This window comes from Gardnerella vaginalis (assembly GCF_040427915.1).
GTDB classification, from domain to species: Bacteria; Actinomycetota; Actinomycetes; order Actinomycetales; family Bifidobacteriaceae; genus Bifidobacterium; species Bifidobacterium vaginale_C.
The window spans coordinates 1,531,266-1,554,174 of sequence record NZ_JBETXJ010000002.1; the positions used below are offsets into that span (position 1 = coordinate 1,531,266).

General features: G+C 38.7%; 18 protein-coding genes. 6 read left to right on the top strand and 12 right to left on the bottom strand.

Annotated features, from left to right (window positions below; translation table 11 throughout):
- Positions 1-147: 147 nt before the first annotated feature.
- On the bottom strand, positions 148-1,704 hold the full coding sequence (locus ABVC65_RS06175) for an AlbA family DNA-binding domain-containing protein (RefSeq protein WP_004123403.1): 1,557 nt from the start codon (positions 1,702-1,704) through the stop codon (positions 148-150).
- 498 nt (positions 1,705-2,202) lie between these two features.
- Positions 2,203-3,534 carry a glycosyltransferase family 2 protein gene (locus tag ABVC65_RS06180; RefSeq protein WP_353582858.1) on the bottom strand — a complete coding sequence of 444 codons (1,332 nt, stop codon included), beginning with the start codon at positions 3,532-3,534 and terminating at the stop codon, positions 2,203-2,205.
- 443 nt (positions 3,535-3,977) lie between these two features.
- Here ABVC65_RS06180 and ABVC65_RS06185 point away from each other — a divergent pair, with 443 nt between their 5' ends.
- Complete coding sequence (locus ABVC65_RS06185; protein WP_353582859.1) at positions 3,978-5,549, top strand: glycosyltransferase; 1,572 nt, start codon at positions 3,978-3,980, stop codon at positions 5,547-5,549.
- A gap of 147 nt (positions 5,550-5,696) precedes the next feature.
- Here ABVC65_RS06185 and uvrB read toward each other — a convergent pair whose 3' ends face one another.
- The 6 genes from uvrB to ABVC65_RS06215 form a co-directional block, all read right to left on the bottom strand.
- Entirely contained in the window at positions 5,697-7,811 is a 2,115-nt protein-coding gene (uvrB, locus tag ABVC65_RS06190) for an excinuclease ABC subunit UvrB (RefSeq protein ID WP_353582860.1), read from the bottom strand.
- A gap of 98 nt (positions 7,812-7,909) precedes the next feature.
- Positions 7,910-8,593, bottom strand: coding sequence for a dephospho-CoA kinase (gene coaE, locus ABVC65_RS06195; RefSeq protein ID WP_353582861.1), 684 nt, complete (start codon positions 8,591-8,593; stop codon positions 7,910-7,912).
- 55 nt (positions 8,594-8,648) lie between these two features.
- Positions 8,649-9,173: a GNAT family N-acetyltransferase gene (locus tag ABVC65_RS06200; RefSeq protein WP_353582862.1), complete on the bottom strand. Its 525-nt coding sequence runs from the start codon at positions 9,171-9,173 to the stop codon at positions 8,649-8,651.
- Between the two features lie 284 nt (positions 9,174-9,457).
- Positions 9,458-9,787: a TM2 domain-containing protein gene (locus ABVC65_RS06205; protein WP_353582863.1), complete on the bottom strand. Its 330-nt coding sequence runs from the start codon at positions 9,785-9,787 to the stop codon at positions 9,458-9,460.
- A gap of 220 nt (positions 9,788-10,007) precedes the next feature.
- Positions 10,008-11,510 carry a 30S ribosomal protein S1 gene (gene rpsA / locus ABVC65_RS06210; RefSeq protein ID WP_004122912.1) on the bottom strand — a complete coding sequence of 501 codons (1,503 nt, stop codon included), beginning with the start codon at positions 11,508-11,510 and terminating at the stop codon, positions 10,008-10,010.
- 163 nt (positions 11,511-11,673) lie between these two features.
- Positions 11,674-12,558, bottom strand: a complete 885-nt coding sequence (locus ABVC65_RS06215; RefSeq protein WP_353582864.1) for a bifunctional methylenetetrahydrofolate dehydrogenase/methenyltetrahydrofolate cyclohydrolase — start codon at positions 12,556-12,558, stop codon at positions 11,674-11,676.
- A gap of 233 nt (positions 12,559-12,791) precedes the next feature.
- Between ABVC65_RS06215 and ABVC65_RS06220 the strand changes: the two genes are divergently transcribed.
- Positions 12,792-13,865 (top strand): metal ABC transporter solute-binding protein, Zn/Mn family, encoded by a 1,074-nt coding sequence (locus tag ABVC65_RS06220; protein WP_353582865.1) that lies wholly within the window; start codon positions 12,792-12,794, stop codon positions 13,863-13,865.
- Positions 13,866-13,990: 125 nt separating this feature from the next.
- Here ABVC65_RS06220 and ABVC65_RS06225 read toward each other — a convergent pair whose 3' ends face one another.
- Positions 13,991-14,587, bottom strand: coding sequence for a CarD family transcriptional regulator (locus tag ABVC65_RS06225; protein ID WP_353582928.1), 597 nt, complete (start codon positions 14,585-14,587; stop codon positions 13,991-13,993).
- 146 nt (positions 14,588-14,733) lie between these two features.
- Here ABVC65_RS06225 and glgB point away from each other — a divergent pair, with 146 nt between their 5' ends.
- Genes glgB through ABVC65_RS06240 form a run of 3 tightly spaced genes read left to right on the top strand, consistent with a single transcriptional unit; the run spans position 14,734 to position 18,900 of the window.
- Positions 14,734-17,007, top strand: a complete 2,274-nt coding sequence (gene glgB / locus ABVC65_RS06230) for a 1,4-alpha-glucan branching protein GlgB (RefSeq protein ID WP_004122368.1) — start codon at positions 14,734-14,736, stop codon at positions 17,005-17,007.
- A 47-nt stretch (positions 17,008-17,054) separates the two neighbouring features.
- Entirely contained in the window at positions 17,055-17,795 is a 741-nt protein-coding gene (locus ABVC65_RS06235) for a response regulator transcription factor (RefSeq protein ID WP_004123388.1), read from the top strand.
- On the top strand, positions 17,767-18,900 hold the full coding sequence (locus ABVC65_RS06240) for a sensor histidine kinase (RefSeq protein ID WP_435528280.1): 1,134 nt from the start codon (positions 17,767-17,769) through the stop codon (positions 18,898-18,900). Before ABVC65_RS06235 ends, ABVC65_RS06240 begins: the two co-directional genes overlap by 29 nt.
- 7 nt (positions 18,901-18,907) lie before the next feature.
- Here the strand turns inward: ABVC65_RS06240 and ABVC65_RS06245 are convergent, their stop codons facing one another.
- Positions 18,908-19,726, bottom strand: coding sequence for a ComF family protein (locus ABVC65_RS06245; RefSeq protein ID WP_353582866.1), 819 nt, complete (start codon positions 19,724-19,726; stop codon positions 18,908-18,910).
- Positions 19,727-19,845: 119 nt separating this feature from the next.
- A complete protein-coding gene (locus ABVC65_RS06250) occupies positions 19,846-20,664 on the bottom strand; it encodes an HAD-IIB family hydrolase (RefSeq protein WP_353582867.1) in 819 nt (272 codons plus the stop codon).
- 151 nt (positions 20,665-20,815) lie between these two features.
- Between ABVC65_RS06250 and ABVC65_RS06255 the strand changes: the two genes are divergently transcribed.
- Positions 20,816-21,244 (top strand): metallopeptidase family protein, encoded by a 429-nt coding sequence (locus ABVC65_RS06255; protein ID WP_004138024.1) that lies wholly within the window; start codon positions 20,816-20,818, stop codon positions 21,242-21,244.
- A gap of 46 nt (positions 21,245-21,290) precedes the next feature.
- Here the strand turns inward: ABVC65_RS06255 and ABVC65_RS06260 are convergent, their stop codons facing one another.
- Complete coding sequence (locus ABVC65_RS06260; RefSeq protein ID WP_353582868.1) at positions 21,291-22,892, bottom strand: DUF5719 family protein; 1,602 nt, start codon at positions 22,890-22,892, stop codon at positions 21,291-21,293.
- Between the last annotated feature and the right edge of the window lie 17 nt (positions 22,893-22,909).

Sequence of the window (22,909 nt, forward strand, 5' to 3'; positions counted from 1 at the left end):
ATCATTGAGTGCAAAATATTACTATTTCTTCTTATAACCTATAGGACATTACCAGTTTTATTAACCAGCACCTCTAAGAACATCAGAGATTGAGGATGTTAATCCAAAAAAGGTTAATAGATTTTACTCTAATAACCTTTTGTTTCTTTAATCTTGATTTTTCTGTTTTATTACTATCCATTTACCTGATTTGGTAGAGCCTTCTCTTTTAATCTTACCATCTGCTCTTAATTTTTTTATGTGATAACGAACTCCGTCAAAAGAAACATTTAAATGTTCCGCAATTTGTTTTGCTGTAATATTTGGCTCCATCATCATCAACTCAATAATTCTATTCGGTACTGATTTCTCAATTTTTATTTCTTGGGTAGTTTCTTGGGTAGTTTCTTGGGTAATACTACCATTAAACTCCTTTAAAAACTCTGCATTTATACCTATAACTGCGTTGGTATAGTTATCTTCTTCATTATCCGGATAAAACTTAAGCTCAGGAGAACCATTTTCTAATAATGCATCCTTTGCACGCCTTATACCTGAACCATAAGACTCTATCAAATTAAGGGAAAAGAACATATCTTTAAGTTCTTTGTTAAGGTACTGCCTTCGATCAAAAGTTCTATCCCTGTTAAGAGCCTCAATGGTTACAGGAGGAAGCGGTCTATTATGATTCACAAAAGAAATTCTGTCCCTGTAAATGTATATCCCGACATACTCAGGCGTATCGTATTCCTTATGCAAAATGGCATTTGTAGCAAGTTCTTCAAATGCTGTAAGAGGATAGTTATAGACAATCTTATGCTCGATTTTATCCGCTTCCCTTATGGTATATGAAGCCATAATATTATCTTCAAAATATTTGCTAACTTGCTTTGCCTGTATCCAAACCGGACCATCAAATTTCTTTGATTCCATTTTATCAGTTCCATCAATTTCTCTTATGATTTCAACATGGGCATTTGGAATAAATTTATTTGGTGTATCTGCAAACATCAGCACAGCAAAATTTTTAGCTCTATAACCGCCATACTCACTTTCACTGACAAGCCCCATACTCTTTGCCATATCCAGCTTAGACATTTCTCTAATATCTTTTTTTGCTCCTGTTTGAAGCAGATATTCTTTCATATATTCATAGCTTAAATCATCTATGGTAGCTGTATCGTTCAGGTTTGAGCTAAAAGAAAAGTTTGCAAATTTCTTCAAAAGTTCAAATTCTTCGGTTGGATTTGGAAGCCTTGAATCTCTACCGACTCTAATATATCTTCCTGCCTTTAATCGAATATTTTTATCTTTTTCTGCCCTTTCACTTGTTTGAAACGGTCCGTTACTACCACTTTCTACCGCGACTACGATATAGTATTCATCATCAATTTGATCCGTAATAATGTGATAGTTGATTTTAGGATGGATGTTTGCAAGGAGTGATTTAATTTCATTTTCTATTCCCTCTAATTTTGCTTCCTTTATCCCTTCAATCGGTCTTTTGGGAATTGCTTTTTCTCCCGTTTCTTTATCATTGACTTCTTCAATACCAACAAACAACAAGCTTATCTCATTATTCATATAGTTATTGGCAAAGGCACAAGCAGTTTTTAGAATTTTATCTTTAAAATTTGCCGACTTTTTATATTCGATAAAACTGCTTTCTACGTTTTGATTTTCAAGAATGTTATGAGCCATTCTTTTTATATCTAAAAGCTGCATAATACCTCCTCTTTCCAAAAATATTATCAGTATGTTATAGCATTTTAGAGAATTTCCACACTCTGAGATTAGTGGCATCTTACTCGCAATATATCAAAACCATTTATTTTATATCATTTTCAACCTCATCTAAAAATTCTTTCTTAGACTATTTTCACTTGACCAATATCAACAACCAAAGTCAAAAGTAAAACAAAAAACCAAAACCAAGACTTTTCATCGCACTTATCACTATAAGTGAAATTTAATGACAAAATCGATAATTTATAAGTTATAACTAATAAAAAAAAAGCTAAATCACACTCAAAACAGCAAGAAGTCAGCCTAAACCGCCGCACATTAAGCCTTTTAGCGATAGCCTTCTTAAAACCCAGATATACAAAGCCTAAAACGCACCCACCTAATCAGCTCTTGGTATCACGACAAACACTATAAAGTGATTAGCTAAGATCAAAGTACATTAATTTTGCATTTTTCTATGAATTCAAACAAAAATATTTATCTATCAACGTGCTCCCAAGATACACGTTTGCTACCTCTTTTTATCTCTCTTATTTTAAATATGCAAACTATTACAGATACAAAATCAATAATTATAGTTGTTATTAACAGTAAAAATGCGAATGGTGACAACAAAAAAATATGCAGCTTATTTTTAAAATCCAGATAAGCATTTTCTGCTATAGATACTGTTATAGCAAACAACACAGCAGACAACACGAATATGAAAAATATTAAACCTTTTATTATTGAATCTGAAGACATCATTATCATAATCACCCATGAAGGTGTTAACACTAGTACAACCTGATCCATTATCGCTTTTGGAAATATCCACCAACATAGAGCACGACAGTATTTACCATGTCTAATATTAAATAGAATATTCTTATACTTAAAAAATGACTGTATAAGACCATACTTCCAACGTAATCTTTGTCTAAAAAGCTGAATATATTTATGCACCGCTGGAGTCCACGTTATTACATCACTTGCAAAACCAAAATGATATTTTTTGTTTCCATAATGCATAATCAGCTTCATAGTAAAATCTAAATCTTCTGTAATGCAATCAGTATCATATAGACCCACTTCAATCATAGCGTCTTTTCTAAATGTAGATCCTACGCCACCAATAATATACTCCATGTTAAGCAAAGCTTCGGCAGATTTAAGACGATAAGAAATTAAATACTCAATTTGCTGAATAAATTCAATAATCTTTTTGGGAGAAAAAACCTGTACATTGCTTGCGCATGCAATCAACTTTTTATTCTTGTCAAATTTATGAACCATATTTTGTAATGCATCTATTCCTAGAGAAGAATCAGCATCAAGAATCATCACATATTTACCAATCGCATAGTTCATAACAGCATTATTAATTGCTTTACTTTTACCAGAATTTTCTTGATGAACTACACAAATCATTTTATCTAAAGGAATATCTTTACTGAAATAAGATTGTAAACTTGCATCATTTATAAACTTATCTCGTAAAGAAATCAGTACAGAAAATGTTTTATCTTTTGAACCATCATCTACGATAATAATCTGTTTATATTTCCAACTTTGAGTTAGTACAGACATAACGCACTTACTAATTGAAGTTTCCTCATTATACGCTGGAATAACAACAGATATTACAGATTCATCATGCAAAGAGCGCTTACCGCATACCCCCCCCCCCGTGTTAGAATAAGCACTTATGCTCCTTACATGACGCATTCTATATTTAGGAGTTTTAGCACTGTTAACAAGTATTTCATGTGTATTAATAATAATAAGCTCGCATATAGTAGCCAATAGAGGCAAAGAAGCAGCTACCATTACAACAATACATAACGTAATAATCATTATAATGAACCAACCTATCTGTATTGTAGTGAATGTCGATTCACATGATGTAAGCACAAAGAAGTAGCGATAAGGATAATAAGCAAGAGAACTGTTATACCCAACATACAATAACAGGTTTCTGTAATTGGATTGTTGTTATATTGAACAAACAACCACTTAATAATTTGCATCTCAATTCTCCCTATGTAAGTTACTTAAACTTATCACACGAATTGTATACCTTGATGAAGAATTTATTCTGCTATTTAGTTATTTTGTTACGTTAAAGCACCCATTAAATACAAACACACTTGATGACAACGTATTCTACCCGTATTTATTATCTACCAGGATTTTACAAGCAAAACCTATTTTTTAGCACACGCATAAAAACGTCTGGGAAAACGTCCCCCCCCCCCCCTAGACTTTTTCCCATGTTAAAGAGAGCATCATTATACGTAACTATTCTCATAACATGGTTACTACTATTCTTGATTTTTACACCATTCGCTATTAGAGAATACGTTTTTTCTGGAACAAGAAACACTACGCTAGATATTCTCATAGCATTAAACGCAATCTTCATAATCTACTTCTGGCTGAACGGCACTAAAGATATCATCTACGTACTATGGTTCTACCTGCATAAGAAATCCATTACACAATACGTTCAAAAAGTCTCTTGCATGCCAATACCAGCAAACAAGCGTATTGTAATGCTCTACTGTACTTGCAACGATTTCGAAGGCGACTCACTCACTCAATGCTTAAAACAAAATTATGCCGGATCAGTCAAAACAATCATCCTCGATGATTCTAGTGACCCTAATTACAAAAACAAGGTAGACGAATATGCTAAAGAACATAATGTAGAAGTAGTACGCCGCGAAAATAGAAAAGGATTCAAAGCGGGAAATCTCAACAACTATTTACACGGACGAACCGACTACGATTATTTTGTTATTCTCGACAGTGATGAAATCATCCCTCCAGATTTTATTATTCGATGCTTACAATACTTCCAATACTTTAAAAACGCTGGAATCGTGCAATGCAATCACGTAGCAACGCGTAACATTAACCGCTTTATGCACCTACTACACATTGGAGTGAACAGTCACTGGCCTGTGTACCAAACAATGAAACATCACTATGGTTTCATGTCTCTACTAGGGCATGGCGCGATGGTAAGCCGAGAATGCTACGAAGCAGTAGATGGATTACCAGAAGTTGTTGCTGAAGACTTATGCTTATCAATCGAAGCACGCAGTAAAGGATACTATGTTGCTTTCGCACCAAACATAACATGCGAGGAACAATATCCGATTGACTATCTAGCTTTTAAGAAACGACATAGTAAATGGACTCAAGGTAATTTCGAGTTCATGAAATGCTACACTAAACGCATTTTTACATCTAAAATGCGATGGTTTGAAAAACTAGATATTTTCCTGTTTACCTACAACCTGCCATTAACATCACTTTTCACATGCTATGTAGCAATGAATATCATATTCTTCCCAGCGCTACACTACGATTTACATTATCCAGCATGGCTACTTGTACCAACCGTAATATTCTTCATGGCACCGATGCTAAACGACGTATTCTTCTGGCTTGGTAAAGTATCGCTCAAACATTTACTACTCTACATGCTTTTTACTTTCTGCTTGTACGGTTCAATGCTTTACGTGTCAATGAAATCATCATTCCTAGCACTTACAGGAAGAAAAGCCATATTTGTTGTCACACCAAAAACAACGCAACATATTACGCTAGTTGAATCATTACGAATGAACATTCAAGAAATAATATTCTCAATAGTTCTTATCACGCTCTCCTGCGCGTTCAAAGGCGGAATACTACCAGTCATTCTCATAGTAGCACCAACGCTTTTCAGCATATATTTAACAATGTACTCGAACTCTAAAAAACCTATCGATACGCCACATCATGCTAGCAACAAGTACAGAACAAGAAGACCACTCGCACACGCATACAGGTGATATAAACCCACAAAATAATAGTCATTAAAGAAACTTGTAAAAGTAGAAATTAGGGCGAGCACGTTGATTTCTGCAAAGTGCCCGCCTTAATTTATGGGATTTATGTGCTGCGATTAACTCACGATTAGTGCGAAAATATTTATTAGCTCACTTATTAGCCGCATCCATTTGACGCAACTCTTTCTTTAAATCGCGTATTTCGTCGCGCAAACGCGCTGCAAGCTCGAATTGCAACTGTTCTGCAGCAACATGCATCTGCTCGCTCAAATTTTTAATCAGCGACATAATCTCATCTTGCGGCAAGGCCGAAATATTCGCCATGCGCTTTTCTTTGCTTTGCTGCCCCAGATTCGGCTCTTTTGGCACTCCATAATGCGAGTTCCCAGCCTTATTAGCATTCCTGTAACCGCCTGCTAGCAAAGTTTGAGTATCAACATCCTCTTTAGCAAGCATATCGTTCACATCGCTAATCTTCTTTCGCAAAGGTTTAGGATCAATTCCATGCGCCTTGTTATACGCGATTTGCTTTTCGCGACGCCTCTCCGTCTCGCTAATCGCCTTGCTCATAGCATCCGTAACAGTATCCGCATACATAAGCACAGTTCCCGAAACGTTACGCGCAGCGCGGCCAATCGTCTGAATAAGCGAACGGTAAGATCTTAAGAAGCCTTCCTTATCTGCATCCAAAATCGCAACAAGCGAAACTTCCGGCAAATCCAAACCCTCACGAAGCAAATTAATGCCAACAATCACATCAATTTTGCCTTCGCGAAGCTCGCGCAAAAGCTCCACTCTGCGCAAAGTATCAACATCCGAATGCAAGTACTCAACTTTAATACCAAGCTCCAAAAAGTAATCAGTTAAGTCTTCCGCCATTTTCTTCGTAAGTGTAGTAACAAGCACGCGCTCATCTTTTGCAACACGCGCCTTGATTTCCGCAAGCAAATCGTCAACCTGGCCTTCTACAGGCCGAACCTCAATCTTAGGATCGAGCAAACCTGTAGGCCTAATAATCTGCTCAACTACGCCATCCGAAAGCCCAAGCTCGTAATCTCCAGGTGTTGCCGAAAGATACACGGTTTGACCAACGTGCTCCAAAAATTCCTTCCACTTTAACGGACGATTATCCATTGCCGAAGGCAGCCTAAAGCCATGCTCCACAAGCGTTCTTTTACGCGAAGCATCGCCTTCATACATAGCTCCGATTTGCGGCACGGTTACATGCGATTCGTCCAAAACTAGCAAAAAATCGTCTGGGAAAAAGTCAAGCAAAGTATGCGGAGGCGTGCCTGCATCGCGCCCGTCAAAATGCCTTGAATAATTTTCCACTCCCGGGCATACTCCAACTTGGCGAAGCATCTCCAAATCGTACGTAGTTCGCATTTCCAAACGCTGAGCTTCCAGCAATTTATTCTGCTTTTTAAGCTGCGCAACTCTTTCGTCGCGCTCTTTCTCAATCGCCTCAAGCGCGCGCTCCATGCGCTCAGGACCCGCAATATAGTGAGATGCTGGAAAAATATGAACGCTGCTCTCCTGGCGAATCACTTCCCCAGTAAGCGGATGCAACATTGTAATTCTGTCGATTTCGTCACCAAAGAACTCAATTCGCACAGCTAATTCTTCGTAAACTGGAATAATCTCAACTGTGTCACCGCGCACTCTAAAAGTTCCGCGCGTAAACGCAATGTCGTTGCGCTTGTATTGCATGCTCACAAATTGACGCAATAAATCGTCTCGCTCAAGCGTCTCCCCAACACTCAGCATAAGCATTCGCTCAGCATACTCCTCTGGGGTACCGAGTCCATAAATGCACGAAACAGTAGCTACAACAACGCAATCCCGTCGCGTAAGCAAATTCGCTGTAGCAGCGTGACGAAGACGCTCAACATCGTCGTTAATATTCGAGTCTTTTTCAATATACGTGTCTGTTTGCGGAATATACGCTTCCGGCTGATAGTAATCGTAATAAGACACAAAATAGCTCACAGCATTATCTGGCATAAGCTCACGAAATTCCGCGCAAAGCTGAGCTGCCAATGTTTTATTCGGCTCAATAATAAGTGTAGGCCTTTGCAAACGCTCAATTAGCCAAGCGGTTGTAGCAGTTTTACCAGTGCCAGTTGCGCCCATTAAAACAACGTCGTTTTCGCCGTTTTCAATACGATTAGCCAGCTCTTCGATTGCTTGCGGCTGGTCGCCCGAAGGCTTGTATGGCGCTTTTACTACAAACGGCTTGTTTGTGCGCTGAATTCTATTCGACATTATTTTTCTCCAAGAGCATCAAGAGCATCAAGAGCATTTTATTTATTTTACTAAAACCCAACAATCGCGCGGTTGCTTGCGATTTTTCCGCGCGGTCTCTAATGCTCCTCACCCATCCACGTTTTAATTTTTGAATCAACGCTTTTAAGCATAACTTCCATAGGCTTTGTGGAATCAACTACAAAATCCGCGATTTTTTTGCGCGCAATCTCTTCAACTTGATTATTTATGCGCTGCTGCGCCTGATTCTTACTCATTTTGCGCTCGCTTATCATTCGCGCAATGCGAACATCTTTAGGCGCTTCAACTGTAATAATATAGTCAAAACTAAATGGAATGCTGTCAATTACTTGTGCAAGAAGCGGAATATCGTGCACAATAACAGATCTTAAAGATGCGCGTTCACAGCAATCTTCGTTATTAATTTTCCTATCACACTCGTTTCTATACTCGCTTTTATACTCGATTTCTAAAGTCTTTGCGCAATCATAAATAGCAGGATGAATAAGCGACTCAAGCTTCTTACGATTTTCACAACTCTCGTCGGAGTTCCCAAAAACATGCTTTGCAATAAACTCGCGATTTAAAGAGCCATCATTCAAAACAGCATTTTCCCCAAAAATGCTTACGATTTTCTGCAAGACTGCGCTTCCCGGTTCCACTACTTTACGCGCTAAAACATCGTAATCTATAACAAACGCACCAAGCGAACGCAAATGGTTTACTACTGTAGATTTTCCAGCAGCGATTCCGCCCGTTACAGCAATCCGCATCATTGTCATATTTTGATTATAAACGATACATTTCTCACAATAGCGTAAATTTTCATTGACCCTACTAAAACTTCTTATATAGTACGCAGTAAATAGGCCCGTAATAGGATTTCCAATTATCGGTTAATAAACTGTATCCAAGCTTGTTATAAAAATCTAAAGCAACAACATTGTTATCTTTTTTTGTAGATAAAATTATTGTTTTATATAATTCAAGATTTTCGACTTTTTTCATAAGCGCACTACCCACACCTAAATGTTGAAATTCGGGGTCTACAAACAACTCATTTAGCTCTAAGCTTTTATTGAACCAATCATAATTTTCTGATAAAAATGGCTTAATTTGATTCGCATACCAATTATCTTGTAATAATTCTATGCCATATAAAACACCGATAATACGATTATTCATCGTAGCAACAAGTAAAAGCGCACTATTGTTATATTTCAAACTATCTAATATGCGTTTACGAACATTATCTATACGATCTAGTTCTTTAGGGAATGCTTTTAGATATAAATCTAAAATTATATTCATATTATCTTTGGCTTCTAAATAATCTAATTTTTTAATTTCAATATTCTTCATAAAAACCCTTTATACAAGCTACTATCCGTATCACAACACAACATATTTAATCGACATATGCATATTTGATTTTACATAACCATCGTTATATAAGTACTAATTATCTCTGAAGCATTAATGAAATTAAAAAATATGCAATATTAAAGAATAAGTGTATTTGCTATATTATTCATTTCTTCTAATGCTTTAGGCATAAAAATAAAAGATGCGTTTTGGAAATTGAATTCTAAAACGCATCTTTTATTTGTAAAATTACTTATAAATCTTAATACTAAATATTTATTTTAGTCTTTTAACTCAGCACCATCAGCATCCTTATGCCACTTAGTTCCAGGCTTTGAGCAAAGAATCAAAATACCTTCAACAAACGACCATATTACCGTAATAATCAACAGGAATCCAAAGGAAAGAACAGTAATAAGTAATTGCACAATCGCCTTAGTCTTAAAACCAAGGTAAAAATTGTGGATACCTAAAGATCCTAAGAAAATCGCTAGCAAACCTGCAACAATTTTATTGCGCGAGCTTACTAAAGTTGCCTTAGCGTTCTCCTCAATATTCCCATCGTACGAAGGAAACTGAGCATTTTTCTGATCGTTGTCAAACGTGCTCATAATCTTCACCAATCCTTTTAATAATTATGATTAATGTTTAAAAGCATCATATAATCATGATTCTTAAAAGAAAATTAATTGTACCTATATTTAATTACAAAACTTGAGTCACAAAAATACTCGTAAAACATACTCAAAATAGTAGCCAAACATAAACAAAATTGCCCCGATGATCACTCATCAGGGCAATTGTTAATAAGCTTCTAGTAGAAAGTAGAAACTACTTCTTTTCGCTCAAAAGCTGTTCGCGCAAAGCTGCGAGCTGATCGGAATCAGCTAAAGCACCTTCGTTAGCTGCTTCAGAAGAATAGTTGGAAGCAACTTCTTCCTTCTTTTCTTCCTTAGCTGGCTTCTTTTCAGCTTCTTCGTTCTGACCATCAGCGGCTGCGGATTCTGCTGCAGCTGCGAGTTCCTTAGCGGCAAACACCTTGTGCTGCTCCCACAATTCGTGAGCTGCTGCATACTGTGCTTCCCACTCTTCGCGCTGCTGCTCGTAACCAGCAATCCACTCGTTAGTGTTTGGATCGAAGCCTTCTGGGTACTTGTAGTTTCCTTCTTCGTCATACTCAGCTGGCATGCCGTAGAGAGCTGGATCGAAATCTTCAGAATTTGGATCAACAGCCTCATTAGCCTGCTTCAAGGAGAGCGAGATACGACGACGATCGAGGTCTACGTCAATAACCTTAACGAATACTTCTTCGCCACCCTTAACAACAGTTTCTGGGTTCTCTACATGACGGTTAGCAAGCTCGGAAATGTGAACCAAGCCTTCGATGCCGTCTTCAACGGAGATGAACACACCGAACTGAACAATCTTGGTGACCTTACCCTTAACAACCTGTCCAGGAACATGGGTACGAGCGAAGCGCTGCCATGGATCTTCCTGAGTTGCCTTAAGGGAGAGGGAGATGCGTTCGCGATCGAGATCAACGTCGAGAACCTCAACAGTGACCTTATCGCCAACCTTAACAACCTCGGATGGGTGATCGATATGCTTCCAAGAAAGCTCGGAAACGTGAATGAGACCGTCAACACCGCCGAGATCAACGAATGCGCCGAAGTTCACGATAGAAGACACAACGCCTTCACGAATCTGACCCTTCTTAAGCTGCGAAAGGAAGGTCTCGCGAACTTCGGACTGGGTTTCCTCGAGGAATTGACGACGAGAAAGTACAACATTGTTGCGATTCTTATCAAGCTCAAGAATCTTAGCCTTAATCTTCTGACCAATGTATGGGGAAAGATCGCGAACGCGACGCATTTCAACGAGGGAAGCTGGCAAGAAGCCGCGCAAACCGATGTCTACAATCAAGCCGCCCTTAACAGCCTCAATAACGGTACCTTCAACAATGCCGTCTGCATCCTTGATCTTCTCAATATCACCCCAAGCACGCTCATACTGTGCACGCTTCTTGGAGAGAATAAGACGTCCTTCCTTGTCTTCCTTAGTTACAACAAGGGCTTCGATGGTGTCGCCAACTTCAACAACATCATCTGGATCAACGTCTTTCTTGATGGAAAGTTCACGGGAAGGGATTACACCTTCAGTTTTGTAGCCGATGTCCAACAATACTTCGTCGTGATCAATCTTTACGACTGTACCTTCAACTAAATCACCATCGTCAAAATTCTTGATGGTTGAATCGACTGCCTTGATGAAGTCTTCTTCGGTGCCAATATCATTAATCGCAACCTTGGCGACTTCGTTATTATTCTCTGCCATTACTTATTAGTGGTTTCTTCTTGGGGTGGATATTACTCGATATTAAATTATGACTTTTTCACGCGCACTATGCACGCGCTCTGTCAATGTTATATATAGGCATAGCCAAAATCGCCGTTTTACTTCGGGCGTGTCGCGCTACTTGATATTTGCTACTTAACACTTACTCGCCGCTTGCTGCTCGCTCAGCCATGTCAACAACATTAGCCAATAGCATTGCGCGAGTCATTGGACCCACTCCACCAGGATTTGGCGAATACGCTCCCGCGACTTCTCTACAAGCAACATCTACATCGCCTTTTACGCGATATCTGCCCACTTCTTCATCAAAAACGCGCGATACGCCAACATCAACCAACACAGCTCCAGGCTTAACATCGCACGGCTTTACAAACCCCGCACTGCCCATTGCCGCAATAATAACGTCGGAGCGCATCATAATATCATGCAAATCACGCGTACGCGTGTGGCACAATGTTACAGTTGCATCAACTCCCCTGCGCGTAAGAAGCAGCCCGATTGTTCGTCCAACAGTGATTCCTCGTCCAAGAACGCACACATTTTTGCCCTCAAGATTAATGTTATAAGCGTCTAAAAGCGCCAAAATCCCTCGCGGTGTGCAAGGCAACGGAGTAACAATATCTCCCGAAATATGCATAACCAGTTCGCCTAAATTGTATGGGTGCATTCCGTCGCAATCTTTTGCAGGGTCTACTGCTTCAATAATCTTCTGGGAATCAACGCCTTTTGGCAAAGGCAATTGCACTATAAAACCTGTGCAAGAAGGGTCATTATTTAATTTTTCGACAGCAGCAAGAATTTCATCTTCACTAACATCTTCGGGCAGGTCGCAACGAATAGAATTAATTCCCACTTCTTCACAATCGCGATGCTTACCAGCAACATATTTCAACGACCCAGGGTCGCTTCCAACTAAAAGCGTTCCAAGTCCTGGATTAATGCCTTTTTCTTTAAGCTTTTCTACTCTATTTTTTAAGTCGCTTTTAATACTTGCGGCTAGCGCTTTTCCGTCTAGTACAACAACCATGATTCACTCCCCAACTCGTATGTTAATTCTCATGTTCAACTCACATAATCATCTAACACAATTCGTACTCGTATGCTATTCGTATGGATAGGCTATCGTGAGGTATAGAGGTGTGCGACACAACTACTAATAACAGGATATTAATAATAGAATGGTATTTATTATTAGCAACACAATTTATTAGCAGTACCACACTTTTATACGTGCATGCTGTTTACGGAAGGGGCGCAAAGATGTGCGAAAATACTTTTCATTTAAGTCGCGCAAAGAAAATATGCAAAGCGATTTTAGCTTGCGTAATTGTGCCATCAATGTTGATTGGCATGGCTGGGTGCGGTGCAAATTCACAATCTTCTGAAAAGACAACGCATCCAAAAACAGAAATTAAACAAATTAAAGTTGTTTCCACACTTGAATCTTGGGCAAGTTTAGCCAGAGAAATCGGAGGCAACGATGTTGTTGTTAAGTCAATAATAGACAAGCCAGATGTTGATTCGTCCTCATTTAAGCCATCTAGTAAGGACTTGCAAAAACTTTATGATGCACAAGTTGTGATTTCTAACGGAGCTGGATATGACAGTTGGATTGCAAAACACTTATCTAAAAAGAGCGAAACAGTAAATGCTGCTTCTACAGTGGGCGCTCTAAATGGTGATAATCCTTATTTATGGTTGTCCAAAGATGCGAGAAGCGCTATGGCGTCTAATATTTGTGACGTTTTCTCTAAGATTCTTCCATCAAAGAAGAAGATTTTTGCTAAAAGACTTAATACTGTTAAATCTCAAGAAAAAAATCTTGACGAATATATTGAAAAGTTTGGCAAAGATCACAAAAACTTAAAATATGCGTCAACTAATCCTATTCTTTTCTGGCTTATGTCAGATATGAATATAGAGGATTCTACTCCTAAAGAGTACGCTACTCAGGCTGCTCAAGACGATGCTATCGATAAGACTAATGTGGACAAATTCCAGAAGCTAATAGAAGAAAGAAAATTTGACGTAATAATCAACAACAGTCAACGAAATAATACTGACATAAGCATTTTGACTGGAACAGCTGGAAGAAGCTACACATCTGTAATGTGGGTTAACGAGCTCATGCCAACATATGCAACCGATTTAAGAAAATGGGTTATGAAAATTTGCGAAGACATTGACAATGCTGGTAAAGCTACGATTAACATGAGAAAAGAATTAGGAAAGCACGAAGGCTCTCAGCAAAATAAACCTATTACAGAAAAGCCTACAATTTCTAAGCCAGATCCAAGTAGGTCTAACGAAGGTCAGCAGGATCCTGGAAAGTAAATCTGAAAAATAAAAACAATCAGAAGATATAAAAAAAAATATAAGAAGATATAAAAAGTTATAAATAAAGAATAAAAAGTCACCTCCTAAATTTTTACAACTTAGGAGGTGACTTTTTTTATGTCCTATTTCTTTTTAGATTTTTTAGACCTTTCGGCAAGCAATCTAAGTGTATCCGCAGCAGCTTCTTCTGGAGCTTGAGTATGATGTTGCTTATCTCCAGGTAGAGGATCAGAATATCCAAGATTCACATTTAGTAAGCGTTCTGCCTGCTCTTCGTCAATCTTTTCAGATAACGCAATTTCTGAGATAAGAATACTGCGAGCGCGTGCAAGCATACGCTTTTCTCCTGCAGACAAACCATGTTCGTCTACATCTCGCTGAGATAAATCTCTAACAACTTCTGCAATCTTGTTAACATCGCCAGTAGCGATTTTCTCAACATTAAGCTTATATCTACGAGACCAATTCATTTCTTTTTCGAGAATAGGAGTGCGCAAAATTTCAAAAACTTTAGCAACTTCTTTTGCGCCTACAATATCTCGAACGCCAACTTTCTTGACATTGTCTACTGGAACATTAATCTCTAAACCATCTGAAGACAATACAACTAAGCGTAAGTATTGCCTAGTAATACCTTTGACAGTGCGTTCACTAATTTCCTCGACTCGAGCCGCACCATGACGAGGATAGACGACCATATCGCCGACTTGATAACCCACAGAACCCTCCGTATGCACAGAAAAACTCATTTCAGTTTCCCATAAGGCAACGACTTGATGCTCAAAAAGCTATTTTTTTGACTGATTAGTCAAACTTTGCTCAAAACACACAAGACATACGCAAATAATGTTGTATGATAGACAGCATGAGTACAGTATCTAACATCAATGAAGATGCAATCGCAGTGGCTGTTCGTCAGGACGTGCTTGCTGCGGTCAGCAACGCAGAATACTACAATCCACACGAGGTCCTTGGTGGACATCTCGGAACTGGCAAAGGCGCTGGTACTGCCACGGTTCGCGTATTGCGACCAATGGCCAAGAAGGTAACCATTCTTACTAAGGGCGGAGAATACGAAGCCCAGCACGAATACAACGGTATTTTTACTGCTGTTGTTCCTGCAACAAAGCATTCTAAGAGCAAAGAGTGGTCTGTTCCTAGCTATCGTGTCCGCACTGTGGAAGTGGATGGAACTGAGTCTGTAGATGATGATCCGTACCGTTACTTGCCTCAGATTGGCGATATGGACATGTATCTGTTTGGTGAAGGCAGACACGAAAGACTTTGGGAAGCTTTAGGCGCTCATGTTAAAAGCATTACCGATTCTTGGGGTCTTGTTAGCCCAGAAACAGGAAAGATGGTTAAGAAAGTTACTGGAACTGCTTTTACGGTGTGGGCACCAAACGCACGCGCTGTAAGAGTTGTTGGTAACTTTAACTATTGGAATGGTCGCCGTCACGCAATGCGTTCTCTTGGCTCTAGCGGTATTTGGGAGCTTTTCATTCCAGGAGTTGGCGCAGGCGAAGTTTATAAGTTTGAGATTATGACTCAAGCTGGAAACTGGATTATGAAGGCAGATCCTATGGAGCGCTCTCACGAGCTTCCACCTAATACTGGGTCTGTTGTTGTTGATTCCGAGTTTAAGTGGCACGATAATGAATGGCTTGAACATCGCGCAAAGACTAATGCTCACGATGGTCCTGTGAGTATTTATGAGGTTCAGGCAAATAGCTGGAATCGCGATTACGATAATTATCGCGAGCTTGCAGATCACTTGGTTGACTATGTTCAGCAAGAAGGCTTTACTCACGTTGAGTTTATGCCTCTTACCCAGTACCCGTTCTCTGGTTCTTGGGGTTATCAGGTGACTGGTTATTATGCTGTTGACTCTAGGCTTGGAAGCCCAGACGACTTTAAGTACTTGGTAAATAAACTACACAAGGCTGGAATTGGTGTGATTATGGATTGGGTTCCTGCACACTTCCCTAAGGATGATTTTGCTTTGGGTAGATTTGATGGCACTGCGCTTTATGAGGATCCTGATCCTCTTCGCGGAGAGCACCCAGATTGGGGAACGTACATATTTAACTTTGGTCGTCACGAGGTTCGTAACTTCTTGGTTGCTAACGCATGCTTCTGGCTTAGCGAGTATCACGTTGATGCTTTGCGAGTAGATGCCGTGTCTTCTATGCTCTACTTGGATTACAGCCGTGAAGCTGGTCAATGGCGTCCAAACATGTATGGTGGACGCGAAAACCTTGAGGCTATTGACTTTATTAAGGAAGCGAACGCTACTGCATACAAGAATAATCCTGGCATTATGATGATTGCAGAAGAGTCCACCGCATACCAAGGTGTTACTGCTCCTACGGATATGGGCGGCTTGGGCTTTGGCTTAAAGTGGAACATGGGTTGGATGCACGACACTTTGCAATACCTTAAGGAAGAGCCGATTAATCGTCGTTGGCATCACAATGAAATCACATTCTCTATGGTTTACGCATATTCCGAACATTATGTGTTGCCTTTGAGCCACGATGAAGTTGTGTATGGCAAGGGATCTCTTCTTGGAAAGATGCCTGGAGACGAGTGGCAGCAATTTGCTGGTCTTCGCGCACTTTTGGCATATCAGTGGTCTCACCCAGGAAAGAACCTCCTGTTTATGGGCGGTGAAATTGGTCAGTCTTGCGAATGGAACTTCAATAACTCGCTTAATTGGCACGAGCTTCAATGGCCGTTCCATCAAGGTGTGCAAAAGCTGGTGGCAGATCTTAACGCTTTGTATAAGAGTTCTAGAGCATTCTGGAGCCAAGACTTTACGCCAGACGGATTCCAGTGGCTTACTAGCGACGATTCTGATCACAACACTTTAAGCTACATTCGTATTGGTGATAACGGTGAAGAAATTGTTGTGGTTGTTAACTTCTCTGGTCAGGCTTGGCAAGATTACCAGGTGGCATTGCCTAAGGGCGGTCAATGGGAAGAAGTTCTTACAACCGACGATGCTAAGTATTGTGGTTCTGATATTCACAATGGCACATTTACTGCTGCTGCTGAAGAATATCATTCAAGACCATATTCTGCAAGGATTACTGTTCCAGCACTTGGAGCTGTGTTCCTTAAGCCAGTCAGCAAGTAGTTAGTTGATAATTAATAACTTAAGTTAGGAATCTGAATTAGGTTAAAATGTTGGACACTCCATCAGAAAAAGGTGTTCCTCGAACAATTCTTGTTGTAGAGGATGAGCCAGATTTAGCCACAGCTATTGCGCAACGTATTGTTGCTAGAGGTTGGAAGGCTAGAGTTGTTTCTGATGGAGTGTCTGCTGTTAAAGCTGCTTTAACCTTAAAGCCTGATCTTATAATTATGGATGTTATGCTTCCTGTTATGGACGGCATTGAGGCGACTCGCAGAATAGTATCTAGATGTCCTATTCCTGTGCTGATGCTTACAGCTAGAGATGCTGAGTCGGATAAACTTGCTGGATTAAGCGCTGGAGCAGACGATTATGTTACTAAACCGTTTTCTCCTAGAGAGCTTATTGCAAGATGCGCTGCTATTTTGCGTAGAGTTGAAAGAGCTACTCTAATCGCAAACAGAGCGCAATATAACGCTCTGTTTAAGTTTGGAGATTTGATTATTGACCCTAGACAGAGGCTTGTTACTCTTAACGGTAAAGAAATTCATTTTACTCCTACTGAGTTTTCTTTATTGACTACTTTTGCAAAGCATCCTCATGATGTTTTAAAACGAGAAACACTTTTAGAAGAAGTTTGGGATTGGCCAGATGCTTCTGGAACTAGAACTGTTGATTCACATGTTAAATCTTTAAGACGTAAAATTGGTTCTTCTTGGATTCGCACAATACATGGAATAGGTTATGCTTTTGAGCCACCTGATGAAGATTATGACCAAATATTTAACTAGAAATAATAAAAATAACAATAACGATTCTGTTGATAAAGTAGGTAAAGTCGATTCTTTTTCTAATGCCACTTCGCAATCTACTTTGCGCCCTAATCGTTTTATAGGATTTTTTGCATCTTTAAAAGGTGAATTATCTGCGATTATTGTTGTTGCAACAGCTATAGCATTTGTAATGGCTTGGTTTCTTCTAAAAGTTGGGTTGAGCGGATGGATTGCAATGCCTATAACGCTAGCTGTAGCGCTAGGTATAACTTACGCATTTTCCAGAGGGTTAACTGCTCCGCTTAGACAAATGCGAGATGCTTCCGAAGCGATGGCGGATGGCGATTATTCCGTGCGAGTTCAGATTGAGAATAGAAAAGACGAGGTTGGAAAATTAACTCTAGCTTTTAACGAAATGGCTGAAGAACTAGAGCATGCTGATAATATGAGGCGTGACCTTATAGCCAATGTAAGCCACGAGCTTAGAACACCTGTTAGCGCATTACAAGCTATGGTAGAGAATCTTGCTGATGGAGTTGTAGAGCCGACACCGTCGAATATGGAGGCTATTCTAAATCAGATTCACAAGTTGGCTGATTTAATCACTTTTCTACTCGATTTGTCTAGAGTAGAAGCTGGTGCAGAAAGTCTTGTTATTACAGAGTTCGATTTTAAAGATTTTCTTAACAGTATTGTTGAACCTATAGAAATAGCGGATGCTGGGCATAATCATCATATAAGTCTTAATGTTGAAAATGATATTACGCTTGTTGGAGACAAAAATCGCCTATCGCAATTGTTTACTAATGTTGTTTCTAATTCTATTAAACATTCTGCAGACAATACTAAGATTCTTATAACAGCAAAATCGAATCATGAGAAGAATACTCTAGTTTGTAATGTTATTAATTTTGGAAACCAGATTCCTAAGGAGGATAGGGCTGATATTTTCCGAAAATTTGTTAAGGGAAGTCAAGGTATTGGAACTGAGTCTGGTGGAACAGGATTGGGTTTGTCTATTGCAAGATGGGCTGCACAATTGCATAACGGTACTGTAAAAGTTGTTGATGATAAGCGTGGAGCTAATTTTGAGATTACACTACCGCTTACGTATAACGAATAACGAATTATTATAGACTGTATAAAACACTTTCCTTTGACCATACTCCTGCTATAGCAAAACATGCAAAAACTGTTATACCACAATTTTTTAATGCTTCAACGCAATTTTTCATCGTAGATCCTGTAGTGATAATGTCGTCTAAAAGTATTACTTTGCATCCTTTTGGCACTATTCTTGTGTCTACTAAAAACCCTTTTGTGGTTCGCAAAGATCGTCCCCTACTTCCTTTAACTTGAACTGATTTTACTTTTATTTTGCCCATTTTGATTGCTTTTACAACCCGCGCATTAATACCATATTCTTTAAGATTTTTAGAAACGTATTTAGCAATAGGATCCATGTGTTTTCTTCCGCGTTTTCTTTGTGATTTAGAAGACGATGGAATTGGTACGATAATAAGATTTTCAATAATATTCTCATCGGTATTTTCGCAATTATTTTCGCAATTACTTTCATAACTATTTTCATAACTATTTCTGCTATTTTCATAATCACTAATAACTTTGATCATTAATTGAGAAACCAAATATGAAAAAGGCTTATCGAGAAGTTGATTACTATGATCCTTCCAACACAACAAAGATTTCCTTACAAAACCCACATAAGTTGAGCACGAATAAATATTTCCACACATTACGCTTATCAAAGGATCCTTATGCCATTCTTTAAACATACTCGTGCAATCATCGCACAAAACGCAATCAGGAAGATCACATCCTGCGCAGCCAACTGGAAGAATAAGATTAACCATGGTTTTAAAAACACTCGTCCAAGAAATGTTAAGAATAAGCCTATTTATTTTATGAGTTGGATTTTTTAAAAGCATAAAATCGACGATAAATATTACAAAATGTAATTGCAATAAAATTAAGTCAATGTGGTTAAAGGCTATTTTAAAATTCGAAAATATTCATGGAATTAGAAGATTGTCTAAAAATCAGCACACTAGGAATTAAGATGTTTTAACATTCCAATGCACAAGTTAAATGTGTCACTAGGATCTTTTACCCTAACAGCCAAAGCTCCAGTTAAAGATGTTGGGTAATCATTACCACCTTCATACATTCGATCTCCAACAAAAGCCATCTTATTTAAAGGAATATGGCAATAGGAAGAAAGAGCCTTAAGAGCTTGAGCCTTATTATCGCCTTTGCTGACAATATCTACACTAGTAAAACCACCAGCACGCACAGAAAAATCAGGCAAATTTTTAGAAATTTCTTGAGCTAAAGTAGTTTTTAAAACACCACTAGGATCCCACTGTTTTTTAAATTCAACTGGAGCGAGTTGACCTAAAGCCGAAAAAGTAATTTGCGTACCACGATTCTCTATCTGACTCCCCCAAAGTTTCTCATCTGAATCACACTTCCACAAACCCATTTTTTTAGCACAAGATATAATTACTTCAATAACATGATTTGCATCATCGTCAGAAATATTATGCGAGTAAATGCAGGACAATCGCCCATCCGAAATGCGATAATAGCTTGCTCCATTAGTCGGCATAATATGTAGATTATCAAGTCTTGTATATGCAGGTAAAACATTTAAAATCTGGCTTTTAACTAGTCGCAAGTCACCGCCAGTAATAACAGCAATAGGCAACCTATTTATCAAATCACCAAAAACTGTGCGCATTCCACTTGTCATAGGTTTTTTTGAACAAGCAAGAGTATTGTCTAAATCAAAACCAATAAGCGAATACGATGCAAGATACTCACAAAGTCCTTGCTCATTCCACTCATGAATATTAGACTCCAACACTTGCCTCCTGTACAAACCTTGCAATTCAAGTATTCCATATTATTAACATATTTACTACAACGTGTCTTGCATGTTTTGTAGCCCACTCATTTCACTACCTATTCCACTATGAGTTTGCAGAATTGCCCTAGCATACAAATAAAGTTAAAGCATGACGTCTTTAATATGGGAACAGCGAAGATATAAAAATCGACATGGCAGAGGAATGAGAATGCCAATGTTTGGCACAAGACTACCACGGTATAGAACAGCAAGCGGAATGTTTGACTCAATGGTAGCTGGTCAAATACGAAGACTTAATGGCGCATGGTCTAATCTTACAAAAGGCGTGCAGTTTGCTGTAGAAGACGTTCCACCATCTCAACCAGTACTTTGGGAAAGCAACAAAAGAATAATGTCTCAAGTATTTCCAGCTTCCAAAGGAATACCACCTAGAATCGTATTGTACAGGCTGCCGCTATGCACACACGTTACTAGCCGCGCAGAATTACAATACGCCATACGAGATGAGATGGTACAACGTCTAGCAGAATTGTATGGCAGAAGACCAGAAGAGATAGACCCAGACTGGGGATTATAAAGCTAATTAAAATAATAAAGCTAATTAAAATAATCTACTAAATAAACTACTTCACGATAGCAGGATTTGCTCTAACCTTAACGCTTATCCTATTAGGATCTAGTGATTTAGAAGGAATCCAAGCAACTCCTGCAAGCCCCGCACTATTTACAGTATTATTTTGAATCCTAGAAGCAAAAGATACACCAGACTTTGATTTAAGCGTAAACATAACTGCCTTAGGATTAATATCTTTTGCAGATATTGTTGAAACAGTATAAGGTTTAATATCAACCACTTTGGAAGATACCTTTATCCCATAAGAATCATAAGCATTTATGGTTACGCGAGAATTATCCACTAAACCATTTGCGATATATAACGAAGTTTCATCTGCAGAAAGCGGAGACACAAAAGCACTATTAGTCATAGGATTAACAGCATTAACAAAAGCAATATCACTCTGACCATCCTTACCGTTTCTTTCAACAGAAGCCATAATAAAAGTCGGAACAGTGCTTTGAGCAAAAATAGCGCCAACTCCCTTAGGAGCATTTCCTAAATCAACAACCTGAACTTGCCTTGCATTAAGATCCACTTCCTTAATGCTTTTCTTTCCTGAATCATCCAGCCAATATAAATCGAGTTTCCCACTTTTATCAGACCAAATATAGGCTTTTACCTGATCTCCATCTGTAATGCCTGGTAAAACAGGTTCCTTAGACGCTGAGCTTGTTGGTTGAATAATATCCACTCCCTTAGAAACAAGTCCTTGAGAGCGAACGACTTTAACAAAAGATGAAACTGGCGCTTGATCACTTGAAACTTGAATATACAGACCATTAGTTTTCTCGGCTGCGGCAGAAATGTTAAAAGAAGAGTCACTATGTGCTGGAACAGTAAAAGTACTTCCAGTAGATAGATTCACTTGAGCACCTGATCTGCCTGTTGACCACGCTTTAACACTCACAACAGTTGGTTTTGATGAAAGATTAATAGAATTTAATCTTATTGACACACCTTCCGATATTTGCGGAATAATAAAGTTTTGTCGCATTGATGGGGATACGCAAGAAGTAGCAGACAAACCTTTTAAATCCCCATTTGTTGCCCAAGATACACTAGAAGCAACTGATCCAGTGCCCGACTGTGCGTTAAGAAAATTGCTTTCTAAAATTTGAGAATCTTTGTCTACATTATTTTCTGCAAAATAAGCTTTACTATCATCATCTGAATTAGAAGCATTAGTAAAAGATTTATTGACTAAATCTTTAGAATTTCCAGAATCTTTTAAACCATGTACCGAGGATTTATAAATATTGCCAAAGGATGCGTATCGCGCAACCGACTTTAAATCACCTTCGGATTCTTGAAACTCACTATCGCCATAATTTGCTAAATCTGGCAAAGATACTCTAGTAGGACAAACCGTTTGAAAATTAGTAGAACTTACTTGTTTTTCCACACTTCCATTTGGATAAATAGAATCATCCATAATATGTTTAAACGGAGATGTGTAGGATATTACAACAGCAGTAGAAACTAGTATTGCAGCGCTTAAAAGCGACAATGACCATAATTTGAATCTTCTAAAACGAGTAGAAGGATTAACAGAAGCATACTCTTCTGCATGACGATGACTATTTTTAGAATTCTTATTCGACTTCATTTAAATCTTCCCTGACA